Raw genomic sequence first — 14,084 nt, forward strand, 5'->3', positions numbered from 1 at the left:
ATGCTAATTGATATTCGCAACCTGAGTATTTTTGCAGATGCCCCCCACGGAGAGGTGAAGGTGCTTGACCGCGTCTCACTCCAAATTGCAGAAGGCGAACTGCACACCTTAGTGGGCGAGTCGGGTTCGGGCAAAAGCTTAATTGCCCGCGCCATTATGGGCTTTATAAACCCTGAGTGGCGACTTCAAGCAGACCGACTTTGGTTCAAGGGCACCGACTTGCTGCGGTTAACCAGTAAAGAGCGCCGGAGCATTATAGGCGTTGATATTGCAATGATTTTCCAAGACCCCGCCGACTACCTCGACCCCAATGCCACGGTGCTTGAACAGTTACGAGAAGCCATACTAAACCAAGACTTAAACGTCCCCTTTTGGAAACGAAAAGCAGCACGGGACAAGTATGCAGCTCAGCTACTCATAAAGATGGGCGTGAAGAACTACCAGCAAGTGTTGCGGGCTTATCCTTTCGAACTCAGCGAAGGCGTTGCTCAAAAAGTCATGATTGCCACGGCCATTGCGCACCGCCCCCAATTACTGATCGCCGACGAACCAACCACCGCCATGGAGCCACGCACTCGGGACCAAATTTATCGCCTGTTAGCTCAGCTGCATGCCCAGCACCGCATGTCAATATTGCTGATAGCGCAAGACTTTTCCGAGCTGATGAAAGAAACCACGCATTTGTCGACCATTTACGCGGGGCAAATCATGGAAACCGGTAGCCGTGACCAATTGTTAGAAGCTCCATACCACCCATACACAGACGCTTTAAGTTATACCTCGTTGTCGCAACCGCAGAAATTGGCCCACAAGCAGCACTTGCAAACCCTGCCCGAACTCGAGCCAAACCTACAACATATGCCCATAGGCTGCCGGCTTGGCCCCCGCTGCCCCTATGCTAAGCGCGCCTGTGTGCAGCGACCTGAGAAGTACGTGATTGCTAAACGTGAGTTTTATTGCCACTACCCGATTAACTTAGACACCAAAGACCAAGCTGTATTTGAGTCTGTTCAGTATAAGCAGGTGAGCCTATGAGCTGTTTACTGCGTGCCGAAGGCCTGACCAAGCACTACACGCGTTACCAAGGGTTCTTTCGCAGCCAAACCCAAGTCGCTTTAAGTGATGTGTCCTTTGAGCTTCATGAAGGACAAACTTTAGCCATTATGGGGAATAACGGCTCGGGCAAGTCCACGCTCGCGGGTATTATTTCTGGCGCTATCGCCCCCACAAGCGGACAGCTTTATCTGAAAGATCACGCATTGCACTCGGGCGACTACAAAACCCGTGCCCAAACCATTCGTATGGTTTTTCAAGACTCTGAAGCGTCCTTAAACCCGCACATGACCATAGGCAAACAACTGCATGAAGCGCTGTTATTTAATACCCGCCTAACCCACGAGCAGCGGAATGAGCTCATTCGTCGCACCCTACTTCGCGTTGGTCTGCTTGACGAGCATCGGGTGTTTTATCCTTATATGATGTCAAACGGGCAGCGACAACGCGCCTGTATTGCTCGGGCAATTATTTTAAACCCTAAGGTGTTGGTGGCAGACGAAGCATTAGCCAATTTAGACACGTCAGTGCGGGCACAAATTTTAAACTTGCTGCTGGATTTACAAGACGAACTGAAAATGAGCTACATTTTTATTACCCACAGCCATGAAATTGCCCAGCATATGGCCGACCACATACTCGAGCTGAAAGACGGCAACGTTGTAAACTACGCCGAAACCACGGCGAGTATTGAGAAAAATTAGCTTATTTGTTAGCGTGTGCCCCTGTTTTATTTACAACTCATGCCGAGATTTGTATTTAATTAATATAAAAAGAACTAAAACGTCTTCTAACTTTTAACAATGCGCTACACAACAGGAGCCTTATTTTGGAAACTGGTACGCTTTATTCTCTCGCTATTTACTTTATCGCTATGCTGGGTATTGGGGTTTATGGTTATTTTAAATCCACCAGCGACTTGTCCGACTATATGTTAGGGGGGCGTCGTTTAACTCCTGGAGTCACGGCCCTATCCGCCGGTGCATCCGATATGAGCGGCTGGATGCTGATGGGGTTACCCGGTGCATTTTACCTTTCGGGTTTCTCCGAAGTGTGGCTTGCCGTTGGTTTAACCATTGGTGCTTACATTAACTACCTGGTGGTAGCCCCTCGCCTTCGGGTCTACACTTACGTGGCCAACGACTCTATTACCATTCCTGACTTCTTTGAAAACCGCTTTCACGACAAGTCACGCTTACTGCGTTTAGTTTCGGCGGTGGTCATTATTATCTTCTTTACCCTGTACACTTCCTCTGGGCTTGTAGCCGGCGGCACCCTCTTTGAAAACGCCTTCGGTATGGACTACCACCATGGCCTATTATTAACAGCCGGCGTGGTGGTTGCTTATACCTTAATTGGCGGCTTTCTTGCCGTTAGCATGACGGACTTTGTGCAAGGCTGCATTATGTTCCTTGCTCTTATTGTCGTGCCTGTCACGGGCTACTATATTCTGAATGCCGACACGGCCCTCACTAAAGAAACCATCACCTTAGCCCCTGAAATGTTTAATGCATTTCATGGTGCTACCTTCTTAGGTGTAGTGTCCTTGTTAGCCTGGGGACTTGGTTATTTTGGTCAGCCACATATTATTGTCCGCTTTATGGCAATTCGCTCTGTGCGCGACTTCCCGAAAGCACGCCGTATTGGAATGACGTGGATGATCGTAGCCATTATTGGTGCCATGCTCACGGGTATTGTCGGTGCTCAGTACATTCAAGCCCACGGTGCCGGCCTGGTTGGCAACGCTTATATGAAAGCAGACGGCAGCCTAGCCAACTCAGAAACTATTTTTATTGTGTTGTCACAAATCCTGTTCCACCCCTTCATTAGTGGTTTCTTACTGGCCGCTATTTTAGCCGCCATTATGAGCACTATTTCATCTCAGTTGCTGGTCACTTCAAGTGCCCTTACCCAAGACTTCTATAAAAGCTTCTTGCATAAGAACGCCAGCGACAAGGTACAAGTTATGACAGGCCGCATTTCTGTGCTGCTCGTGGCCATTGTTGCCAGTGCTTTGTCGTGGGTACCACGCGACACCATTCTCGGTTTAGTTGGGAATGCTTGGGCAGGCTTTGGCGCTGCCTTCGGCCCATTAATAATTCTGAGCTTGTACTGGCGCGGCATGAACCGTTGGGGCGCCTTGGCCGGTATGGTAGTGGGTGCACTCACGGTACTGTTCTGGATTTACGTACCTGTGCTGGGTGAAGAGCCATTGAGCAGCAAGCTCTATGAAATGGTGCCAGGGGTTATTATGTCGACACTGGCCATTTTCTTAGTGAGCCGTTTAACTGCGGCGCCAAGCAAGCAAGTAACAGCTGAATTCAATAAAATGCGTGAACTCATGCAGGAAAACAAAGACGAATAACAGCTAGCTACAAAAAAGCGGCCTCGAACACGTTCGCAGGCCGCTTTTTTATATTTCAAAGGCGTTACTTTTTCACTTTCGGTATCGGCGCTATCATGCGGCGGCGCTTTATCAGCTCCAGCTCTTCAAGAATAATATGCTTCATACGCATGGTGGCGTCATAGCCAATTTGAATAGCCTTCTCACCATCTTCAAACTCTAACAAACCAATTTCGCCTAGTTTAGGCTGCAGCAAAATATCAGGTGGGTCTCCGGCCATACGAGCCCGTGTTATCCGCTCTTGCATAATGTCGATGGAGCCTGCCATCACCCCAAATACACCTGGCGACGTGGGCGTGCGGGTCAGCTTGTCTTTTACTTGCTCAACATAGTCTTGACTGCGGTTTAGGAAGCGCTCAAAAGCGTTGGGTTGCTCTTTCTTTTCTATACTACCCTCGTCTTCAAACCCTGCTTGTTTGGCCGACTCATAAGTAGCTGGACTTTGTTCTTGCGGCGGTAAGTCGTCTTCGTCTACGTGCACTTGCGAGTTCAAGTGCACGGCAATCACAAATTCAGCTTCTAAAGCTCGGGCGAGCGACACAGGGACAGGGTTTACTACCGCTCCGTCAACCAGCCAGCGGCCGTCGAATGCTTTTGGTGAAAGTAGCCCCGGCATGGCACAAGATGCACGGGCTATTTCAAACAAGTCCCCTTCTTTCAACCACACTTCTCGCCCCGTGTACAAGTCCGTCGCTACCGCAGCAAAGCTGCGACTTAGCTGTTCTGCACGTAAAGCACCAAACTTCTCCCGTGCTTTATTAAACACTTTTTCGCCCGAGACAATACCACCATTGGTTAGCCCAAAGTCGAGCAGATTGAACACCTTCCAGCGGTCCATGTCCCGAACCCACTCTTCAATATCGTCCAGCTTATTCGCAGCGTAGGCTCCACCCACTAATGAGCCAATCGAAGTACCGGTTACTACATCTATTTCAATGCCAAGCTCTTCGAGGGCACGAATAACTCCAATATGTGCCCAACCACGGGCTGCACCAGAGCCTAATGCCAAACCTACTTTTACTCTCATCTGTTCTCTCCTCAGGACCTAGCTAACCTAATCGCTTGTTTCTGAATCTAACCAACGCTCTATTTCACGCTCTAATACCGAAAGAGGTATAGAGCCATGTCGCAATACTTCCCGGTGAAAGTCACGCACATCAAACTTATCTGCGAGTCTCTGCTGAGCCCGCTGGCGTAACTCGTGAATTTTTAACATGCCCACTTTGTAGGCCAGTGCCTGCCCTGGCAACACAATAAAGCGCTCGGCTTCCGACACTGCGCGCGCCTCTTTAACCGGTGCATTGGCATACATATAATCCAATACTTGCTGTTTTGACCACCCTTTCCAATGAATACCCGTGTCCACAACCAAGCGAATAGAGCGCCATAATTCCGCAATTAGCTGGCCATAACGGTCGTAACTGTCATAAAGCCCAAACTCGTCGCCCAAAGACTCTGTGTATAGGCCCCAGCCTTCAGCAAAGGCGACCACAACGTTATAGCGACGAAAGCGCGGTAAGTTTGTCATTTCTCGTTGTAATGCAACTTGGTAGTGATGACCCGGAATGGCTTCATGCAAGGTTAATGGGCCTTTAGCCCAGGTAGGACGTGCCGACAAACCATAGGTGTTCAAATAAAAGATACCCGGACGACTGCCGTCTTCTGCAGGAACTTCGTAGCTGCCTGAACTAGCGGTTTGTTCGCGGAAAGGCTCTACCCGACGTATCTCATAGCCTGCTTGCGGTAGCATGTCTTCATGAAATAAGTCCAATACCCGTGCTTCCACCTGCGCTGCAAAGTCCTGGTAGTCAGCTAACATGGCTTCAGGGCTGGCATAGTGAAACTGCGGATTGTCCCGGGTAAATTCAAAAAAAGCAGCTAAGTCCCCTGCAAAGCCAACGTCGTCCATAATGTCTGCAATAGCCTGATGAATACGGGCAACTTCAGCTAAACCCAAAGCATGAATTTCGTCGGGCGTTAAATTTGTCGTTGTTTGCCGTTTCACTTCAAAAGCATACCATTCTTTGCCTTGAGGTAAGTGGCTCAAGCCTATATCAGTCGTGCGGGTCCGTGGAATATACTCCGACTCTATGTACTCAGCTAAGGCGCGGTACGCGGGCACCACCTGGTTTTCTATAACCTGTACATAAGCTTCTGTAAGTGCTGTGCGCTGCGCTTGTGTAAACCCTTCAGGGAAGTTTGCTAGGGGTTGAAAGTAGAGACTTGTTGCAACGTCTTCAACAACATGGGCACGTATTTGCTCAAGCACACGCTGCATAATAATACGTGGTTGGGTGACATCGGTAGCTAAACCTTGCTGTAAATTTGCTTGTATTTGCAGAAATATATCGGGAATAGCCCGCATGCGGTTTAACCAGTTTTGATAGTCTTCGTAGGTGTCAAAAGGTTGAGCGCTTTCACCCGAGCCAAGCCGTGCCAATTGATTGGCATAATTATACATTTGATTAAGAGGAAGTAAGTGCGTGGGGAACTGCAGTCGCTCTAGCGCAATCTTGCGCTCTCGCTGAAACAGGTCATAACTGAGTTTGTCTGCGTCGGAAAGCTGAGCATAATTCACCGCATCCAGAGCCATCAAAAACTCTTCTTCAAGTAATTGCCGCTGGCTCCGGTACGTGTCACTAAAGGTATTGGCGAGTTCCCCATTAAACTGGGTCTCGCCCACATAAGTTGCTTGCAAAGGATCAAGTGCAAGGTCTGCATAAAAATAATCTTCAAAAATATCGGCTAGCAGCTCACTTTGTTGCAACTCTTCTGTCGAGTGACTTAGCTTTTCAACGGGCGTGCAAGCCACCAAGAGCCACAAACAAAGGGCACTTAAAACAACAGGTTTCATTCTTATTCTTCTCTTTATGCGTTTGCCTATAAGAATAATACCCTAGCTCATTAAAAGATACAGGCATAAAAAAACCGCAGAACAGTTTTAACCTGCTCTGCGGCTTATTAGAGTGCTCAGACTGCATCGATTCAGCCCAAATACTTTTGCGTTATTCTGCTGCTGTGTCGTCCGCAAGCAGCTCTTCTTCGTCTGCGCTTTGTGGCTTCAGTAAAAGCAAGTCACGCAGCTTGGTTTCAATTTCGTTTGAAACGCTTGGGTTTTCTTTTAAGTATTTGCTGGAGTTGGCACGTCCTTGACCAATTTTTTCGCCATTGTAGCTATACCAAGAGCCCGCTTTCTCAACAATGTTGTGCTTCACACCTAGGTCAATCAGCTCGCCTTCTTTGGAAATACCTTGACCATACATAATTTGGAAGTGCGCTTCTTTGAAAGGAGGTGCTACTTTGTTTTTCACAACCTTCACACGTGTTTCGTTACCAACAATTTCATCGCCTTCTTTAATAGCGCCAATTCGGCGAATATCCAGTCGAACCGATGAGTAGAACTTTAACGCGTTCCCGCCCGTTGTGGTTTCAGGGCTACCGAACATGACACCAATTTTCATCCGAATTTGGTTAATAAAAATGGCCATGGTGTTCGACTTTTTAATGTTCGCTGTTAATTTACGCAGCGCTTGTGACATCAAACGTGCTTGTAAACCAACGTGGGTGTCACCCATTTCACCTTCAATTTCAGCTTTCGGCGTTAATGCAGCGACCGAGTCGACAATGACCACGTCAACAGCACCACTGCGCACCAGCATGTCGCATATTTCCAGTGCCTGTTCACCTGTGTCTGGCTGAGAAATAAGTAGCTCGTCAATTTTAACCCCTAAGCGTTCCGCATACACAGGGTCTAAAGCGTGCTCTGCGTCAACGAAAGCACAAGTTTTCCCTTTGCGCTGCGCTTCGGCAATAACTTGCAAGGTTAAGGTTGTCTTACCGCTCGACTCAGGACCGTACACTTCAATAACACGACCCGTAGGTAAGCCACCTATACCTAAGGCAATGTCTAAGCTAAGAGAGCCTGTTGAAATTGCTTCAATATCCATGGCACGGTTGTCGCCAAGACGCATAATGGCACCTTTACCAAACTGACGTTCAATTTGGCCAAGGGCTGCGGCTAATGCTTTTTGCTTATTCTCACTCATAGGTGGTAGCTCCAGTTCGATGTCATTCAATACCCGTTAGTATACTGGGCATTTGTACAGTATCAAGACTATTCAGTTATTTCTTTTCAAATTCGGCGTAACTTATTGAAAGTTAAAACCATAAAATTTAATTTCGGGTGTCTTTTTGAATAAGACCTGCTAATTTAACCAGTGCATGGGTAGCCGCTTGCGTGCGAATTTCTTCACGGTTGCCACGAAACAGTTTTGTCTCGGTCCATACATGTTCCGCCAAGGCCCAGCCAAAACAAACGGTGCCCACAGGTTTATCAGGCGTACCGCCGTCGGGGCCTGCAATACCAGTCACACTTAAGGTGACGTCGCAGGCCATAGCATGCTGTGCACCACGGGCCATGGCGGCTGCACAAGGCTCGGACACAGCGCCGTGCTGGGTTAAGATAGCGTCCGACACATGTAGCAGATTTTGCTTCATTTCGTTACTGTAGGTGACTAACCCGCCCTCAAACCAACGGGAGCTACCCGGTAAACTGGTGCATGTCACCGCCACCCCCCCGCCCGTGCATGACTCGGCAGTACCAAAGCGCCATTTACGATACAATAGAGCTTCCGCAATTTGCGCAACGAGTATACGGTCTGAGGTGTACATAATTAAAACTCCAATTTAAAAATCCGTTTAACGGTGAACTTCACTTGGCATTTGCTTGTGAAAACGGGATCATAGGAAAATATTCATCAGATGCATAATGACCTTAAAAGATAATGAGTAAAAAAACCAATACGCATACGCCCATGATGCAGCAATACTTAAAAATAAAAGCAGAGCATCAGGATAGTATTCTTTTCTATCGCATGGGTGACTTTTACGAACTTTTTTTCGATGACGCCAAGCGCGGTTCGGAGCTACTCGACATTTCACTGACCCACAGAGGGCAGTCAGCAGGCGAGCCTATTCCAATGGCCGGCGTACCTTACCATGCGGTTGAAAATCACTTAGCCCGACTTATTAAACTGGGCGAGTCTGTAGCTATTTGTGAGCAAATTGGCGACCCAGCCACCAGCAAAGGGCCCGTCGAGCGTAAGGTTGTACGTATTTTAACCCCAGGCACAATTAGCGACGAAGCCCTGCTACAAGCAAACGAGCGCAACCTGCTGCTTGCCATTAACCAGCACAAACAAGGCTATTCTATGGCAAGCTTAGAGCTAGCCAGCGGCGACTTCCATTTGCACGATATCCATAATGAAGCCCAGTTATTAAGCGAGCTCGAGCGCCTTCAGCCAGCCGAAGTTTTATACCCTGAAGGCTGGACTCTGCCCACCATGTTAGCACGCCATTCGGGTGCGCGGCGCCGCCCTGAATGGGAGTTCGACCACGACAGTGCTTTCACCGCCCTATGCCGCCAGTTTGGTACCAAAGACTTACTTGGGTTTGGCATTCAAGCCCATCGCCACTTAGGCGCTGCTGGCTGTATTTTGCAGTATGTGAAAGACACACAACGTACCTCGCTTCCGCATTTGCGATCGCTCTTATTAGAGTCGAGCGAAGACAGCATACACTTAGACCGGGCCACACGGCGCAATTTAGAAATTACCCAGAACCTGTCGGGAGGCTATGAGTTCACTTTAGCCAGCGTGCTCGACCGTACGGCAACGCCTATGGGCAGCCGTCTGCTGCAGCGTTGGCTGCACCAGCCTTTACGCAGTCGCTCGCAAATTTCGCAGCGTTTAGATGCTGTAGACGCCTTAATTCAACAACAAAGCTATCTCGATATTGCTCCTCTTTTGAAAGAGGTGGGAGACTTAGAGCGCATTCTTGGCCGAGTCGCCTTGCAAAGTGCCCGCCCACGAGACTTGGTGCGTTTACGCACAGGCCTTGCCCAGTTGCCTGAAATAAGTTCGCTTCTTGTTGAAGCTGGCCTTGACCAACAATTACATACGCCCGATTGCGCAGCGCCGCTTCACGCTCTACTGGAAAGAGCCATTATTGACGCTCCCCCCGTCGTTATTCGTGACGGCGGTGTTATAGCCCCTGGCTATCATGCCACGTTAGATGAGTTACGGGCCTTAAGCGACGGCGGTGCAGCTGAATTGGCCGCCCTGGAAGAGCGTGAACGTGAGCGCACTGGCATTGCCCAATTGAAAGTGGGATATAACCGCGTGCACGGCTTCTATATTGAAGTGAGTCGTGGTTCGGCCGACATGGTGCCTGCGGACTACCAGCGCCGGCAAACCCTGAAGAATGCAGAGCGCTTTATTATTCCAGAGCTAAAAGTGTTTGAAGACAAGGTGCTAAAAAGCCAAAGCGAAGCCCTCGCCTTGGAAAAGCGCTTGTATGCGGAGTTATTACAAGAGCTGTTAACACCTTTAGCTGAATTACAACAATTAGCCAAAGAGTTAGCTACCTTAGATGTGCTTTGTTGTTTCGCCGAGCGTGCCGTGGCTTTGAATTATCACCGCCCGACATTTTCCGAGGAACCGGTTCTGCACATCACAGCGGGCCGCCACCCGGTTGTGGAAGTAGCACAACAAGAGCCCTTTATTGCCAATGATGTGGCATTTAGCCACAACGAGCGTTTGCAAGTCATCACGGGGCCCAATATGGGCGGTAAGTCCACCTTTATGCGCCAAGTCGCATTGATTACCTTGCTTGCGCATACAGGCTGCTTTGTCCCTGCGGAGCAAGCGATCATTGGCCCTATCGATCGGATTTTCACCCGTATTGGTGCCTCGGACGACTTAGCTTCAGGCCGCTCCACATTTATGGTGGAAATGTCGGAAACCGCCAATATTTTACATCATGCAACAGAACAAAGCCTGGTGCTCATGGACGAAATTGGTCGAGGAACGTCCACCTACGACGGCTTAGCACTGGCTTGGGCAAGTGCTCACGAGCTGGCAAAACTGCGGGCCTTCACCTTGTTTGCCACGCATTATTTTGAGTTAACCAGCTTGCCGAGCGAGCTCGGTGGTACCGTGAACTTGCATTTAGATGCCGTGGAACAAGGCGACTCCATCGCCTTTTTACACCAAGTAAAGCAAGGCCCCGCAAGCCGCAGTTTTGGTATTCATGTAGCAAAATTAGCCGGTGTGCCCCAGCATGTGTTAGAAAATGCACGGAAAAAGCTGATTGGGCTTGAACAAGCAGAGCCGAAACAGCGTACAGAAGTGCAACACGAATTGGTCTTTGCCGAGCCCGAGCCTTCCCAGGAAGACCCACGCTTACAGCGTTTAGCCAAGGTAAACCCCGATGACTTAACACCCAAGCAAGCACTCGAACTAGTGTACGAATTGACACAGGCGCCCCGTTAGGCGCCCAGTGTCTTAGTCATCAGAGAAAATCGACTCGATACTTAAGCCTTGCTGAGACAGAATATCTCGTAGTTTTAGCAAGGCTTCTACTTGGATTTGGCGAACGCGCTCCCGAGTTAACCCAATTTCTTTGCCAACACTTTCCAAAGTTGCAGGTTCATAACCTAGCAAGCCAAAGCGGCGTGCAAGCACTTCCTTTTGCTTTTCTGTTAACACGTTCAGCCAGTCAATTAATCGTTCGTTTAGGTCGTCGGTTTGATAAATGCTTTCCGGACCGCCCGACTGCTCGTCCGGAGTGATATCCAGCAGATCTTTTTCGCTGTCCGACGACAAGGGAGCGTCAACAGACGCAATGCGTTCGTTTAAGCGAAGCATTTTGTCTACATTTTCAACGGGAAGTTCAAGGCTATTTGCAATGTCTTCAGGGGTTGGCTCGTAATCGAGTTTTTGTGACAGTTCACGAGCAGCACGAAGGTAGACATTCAGTTCTTTTACTACGTGAATAGGAAGTCGGATCGTGCGGGTTTGGTTCATAATAGCCCGCTCAATGGTTTGTCGTATCCACCAAGTGGCGTAGGTGGAAAAGCGAAAGCCTCGTTCTGGGTCGAACTTTTCAACAGCCCGCATAAGGCCTAAGTTGCCCTCTTCAATGAGGTCGAGTAAAGCTAAACCGCGGTTATTATAGCGGCGGGCAATTTTAACCACCAAGCGCAAGTTGCTTTCTATCATACGTTGTCGAGACGCCATGTCTCCTTTCAACGCACGACGCGAGTAATACACTTCCTCTTCGGCGGTTAGCAAAGGAGAATAGCCAATCTCACTCAAGTACATTTGTGTTGCGTCTAAGCTGCGGCGCGGCACACTTTGCTTAGCCAATGCTTCCTGAAGCTCCACTTCATTGGGATCTGGGCTATTCTGGTTACTCCCACGGGCATTACGCTTTTTAGTCATTTTCCACTCCTTGCTGACAGGCGGGGCTTCTAACGTGAGCGTGGCAAGTAGTTCTCTGGGTTAACTGAGTTTCCTCTTAGCCTAAGCTCAAAGCGCAGTCGCACATCCTCGCGACCACTCTTCCCCATTGTTGCAATTTGCTGCCCCGACTCGACCCATTGTTGCTCTTGCACTAACACGGTGTCGTTGTGGCCATAAGCGGTAATATAGTCGTCATTATGTTTTAAAATAATGAGGCGGCCATACCCACGCAAGGCGGTTCCCACATAGACCACCTTACCAGCAGCGGCAGCTATAACAGGGTCACCTCTAGAACCAGAGAATTCCATACCATGGTTCATTGGCTCACGGGTTGAAAAGCGTTTTACAATGCGTCCACTACTTGGCCAACGCCAACGTATATCGGCACTTGCCACCTCTCGCTCGGGGCTTCTCGGTCGGGATATTTGCGGCCGTACAACAGCTTGTGGTTGAGCGACAGCTCGGGTGGTTTCGCTTGCAACAGCAACCGTTTCAACCTGAGATGTACTGCTTACATTTTCACCATACCCTGTCTGCGAGGTGGTAGCAACACCTTCATTTACATTCGTTTCTTGGGGCGCCGATGAAACGGGTTGTGCTGTTGGAGTGGTTAAGGTTTCAGGCTGCAAGCGGAGCACTTGATTAGGGTAAATAGCATAGGGCTCCGTCAAATTATTCAGCCGCGCAATGTCGCGAATGTCCATGCTGGCACGAAAGGCAATGGAGTACAGGGTGTCACCGGCGCGAACTGTGTAGGTTTCTTCAGACCAAGAGTTCGGCGCATAATGGTAATAGCTGGTGCCCCGATAGACACTCTCTACCGGGGCCGGCTCGGACCGACCTGCGCAACCGCTGATTAAAATCAGCGATAAACACATCAGCCCCACCCTATTTCCTGTTCGCATTCGCCGCATGCAGGTCCTTTTTATGAATCAGGCAAGAACACCCTGCACAAGTGGAACAAAACGGACACCACCTGAGCTTGTTTGTTGGTAGGTGTCCCCGTGACGTTCAATTATTTTCAGCTCTTGCTGTTCTTCACCGACAGGGATAATCAGCCGCCCACCTTCCGGCTCAAGCTGGGCCAAAAGGGCTTCGGGCACTCGGCTTGCAGCTGCCGTCACTAAAATACCGTCAAAGGGGGCTTTACTATGCCAGCCTTCCCAACCGTCACCATATTTCATTTGAATATTATGCAGGTCCAACAGTTTCATCCGCCGCTTGGCTTGGTACTGTAACGTGCTAATACGTTCAACTGAAAACACCTGTTCGACAAGTGGGGCTAGAACAGCCGTTTGGTAACCAGAGCCTGTGCCTATTTCTAAAACTCGCTGCATCGGCCGGTTCGCAGCCAACAGCAGCTCTGTCATTTTGGCCACAATATAAGGCTGCGATATGGTTTGGCCATCGCCAATGGGTAGTGCCGTATTTTCATAGGCTTTATGGGCCAGCGATTCGGGCATAAAAAGGTGTCGTGGGGTTGTTTCCATCATGTCTAAAACAGCCTCATGTTGAATGCCAGCATTCACCAATAACTGTTTTAGTTTGCGTGCCTGTCCTTGAAATTGATTAACCATTACTTTTTAACCAGTCATCTACTAATTGCCAACGTTTACTTGCCGTCATATCCACCGTCAGCGGCGTGATAGACACATAACCATCTTGTATGGCTGCAAAGTCTGTGGTGGGCCCGTCGTCGCGCTCGGGGCCTACCGGGCCATACCAAAATATTTCTTGTCCCCGTGGGTCTACCCCGCGCACCATGCCTTCCGCTTTGTGGCGACGCCCCAAACGCGTTAACCGAATGCCTTGCAAATCTTCATATGGCATATAGGGTACATTAATGTTTAACACAATATCTGCTGTTAAGGGCTTGCGCTTTAATTTACTTACGAGCTCGGCCACCACCCGCGCTGCCGTGTCGTAATGGTCATGACCAGAAGCTCCCATAGACACTGCAATGGCAGGCAGTCCCATATGCCGCCCTTCCGTGGCTGCCGCAACAGTTCCTGAATAAATAACGTCATCACCCATATTAGGCGCATCATTAATACCTGACACTACAAGATCAGGCGTTGTGCCCATGGGCGAATTTATCCCTAAATGCACACAGTCTGTCGGTGTTCCATTTACGGAATAAAAACCATTGTCTAGCTGCTCAACGCGCAAGGGGTGGTTTAAACTCAGCGAGTTGCTCGCACCACTGCAGTTCCTGTCCGGAGCAATGACTGTCACGTCTGCGGTGTCGGCTAAAGCCTGATACAAGGCCGCAAGCCCTGGCGCACGCACACCGTCGTCGTTGCTTAATAAAATTTTCATGTGGT

The 14,084-nt window shown here is 49.3% G+C and carries 12 protein-coding genes; 4 read left to right on the forward strand and 8 right to left on the reverse strand.

From position 1 onward, the window contains the following. The 3 genes from CWE15_RS03290 to putP all read left to right on the forward strand — a co-directional run bounded on the left by CWE15_RS03290 (nt 1) and on the right by putP (nt 3,418). Entirely contained in the window at nt 1-1,035 is a 1,035-nt protein-coding gene (locus tag CWE15_RS03290) for an oligopeptide/dipeptide ABC transporter ATP-binding protein (RefSeq protein WP_126756605.1), read from the forward strand. Beyond that, a complete protein-coding gene (locus tag CWE15_RS03295) occupies nt 1,032-1,757 on the forward strand; it encodes an ATP-binding cassette domain-containing protein (RefSeq protein WP_126756606.1) in 726 nt (241 codons plus the stop codon). The genes CWE15_RS03290 and CWE15_RS03295 overlap by 4 nt, the downstream gene beginning before the upstream one ends. A gap of 125 nt (nt 1,758-1,882) precedes the next feature. After that, a complete protein-coding gene (putP, locus tag CWE15_RS03300) occupies nt 1,883-3,418 on the forward strand; it encodes a sodium/proline symporter PutP (RefSeq protein WP_126756607.1) in 1,536 nt (511 codons plus the stop codon). 64 nt (nt 3,419-3,482) lie between these two features. Here the strand turns inward: putP and rssA are convergent, their stop codons facing one another. The 4 genes from rssA to CWE15_RS03320 all read right to left on the reverse strand — a co-directional run bounded on the left by rssA (nt 3,483) and on the right by CWE15_RS03320 (nt 8,128). Next, nucleotides 3,483-4,484: a patatin-like phospholipase RssA gene (gene rssA / locus CWE15_RS03305; RefSeq protein WP_126756608.1), complete on the reverse strand. Its 1,002-nt coding sequence runs from the start codon at nt 4,482-4,484 to the stop codon at nt 3,483-3,485. A 27-nt stretch (nt 4,485-4,511) separates the two neighbouring features. Beyond that, entirely contained in the window at nt 4,512-6,311 is a 1,800-nt protein-coding gene (locus tag CWE15_RS03310) for a DUF885 domain-containing protein (protein WP_126756609.1), read from the reverse strand. Between the two features lie 151 nt (nt 6,312-6,462). Then, nucleotides 6,463-7,503, reverse strand: coding sequence for a recombinase RecA (gene recA / locus CWE15_RS03315; protein ID WP_126756610.1), 1,041 nt, complete (start codon nt 7,501-7,503; stop codon nt 6,463-6,465). 127 nt (nt 7,504-7,630) lie between these two features. Continuing rightward, nucleotides 7,631-8,128, reverse strand: a complete 498-nt coding sequence (locus tag CWE15_RS03320; protein WP_126756611.1) for a CinA family protein — start codon at nt 8,126-8,128, stop codon at nt 7,631-7,633. A gap of 113 nt (nt 8,129-8,241) precedes the next feature. Between CWE15_RS03320 and mutS the strand changes: the two genes are divergently transcribed. Next, the gene (mutS, locus tag CWE15_RS03325) at nt 8,242-10,788 is read left to right on the forward strand and encodes a DNA mismatch repair protein MutS (protein ID WP_126756612.1); all 2,547 of its coding nucleotides are present in this window, start codon (nt 8,242-8,244) and stop codon (nt 10,786-10,788) included. Between the two features lie 12 nt (nt 10,789-10,800). Here mutS and rpoS read toward each other — a convergent pair whose 3' ends face one another. Genes rpoS through surE form a run of 4 tightly spaced genes read right to left on the reverse strand, consistent with a single transcriptional unit; the run spans nt 10,801 to nt 14,079 of the window. After that, nucleotides 10,801-11,739, reverse strand: coding sequence for an RNA polymerase sigma factor RpoS (gene rpoS, locus CWE15_RS03330; protein WP_126756613.1), 939 nt, complete (start codon nt 11,737-11,739; stop codon nt 10,801-10,803). A 29-nt stretch (nt 11,740-11,768) separates the two neighbouring features. Then, a complete protein-coding gene (locus CWE15_RS03335) occupies nt 11,769-12,674 on the reverse strand; it encodes a peptidoglycan DD-metalloendopeptidase family protein (RefSeq protein WP_126756614.1) in 906 nt (301 codons plus the stop codon). A gap of 18 nt (nt 12,675-12,692) precedes the next feature. Beyond that, on the reverse strand, nt 12,693-13,337 hold the full coding sequence (locus CWE15_RS03340; protein WP_126756615.1) for a protein-L-isoaspartate(D-aspartate) O-methyltransferase: 645 nt from the start codon (nt 13,335-13,337) through the stop codon (nt 12,693-12,695). After that, nucleotides 13,330-14,079: a 5'/3'-nucleotidase SurE gene (gene surE, locus CWE15_RS03345; RefSeq protein ID WP_126756616.1), complete on the reverse strand. Its 750-nt coding sequence runs from the start codon at nt 14,077-14,079 to the stop codon at nt 13,330-13,332. Before surE ends, CWE15_RS03340 begins: the two co-directional genes overlap by 8 nt. Between the last annotated feature and the right edge of the window lie 5 nt (nt 14,080-14,084).

The sequence above is a fragment of the Aliidiomarina taiwanensis genome, assembly GCF_003987015.1.
Lineage (GTDB): Bacteria > Pseudomonadota > Gammaproteobacteria > Enterobacterales > Alteromonadaceae > Aliidiomarina > Aliidiomarina taiwanensis.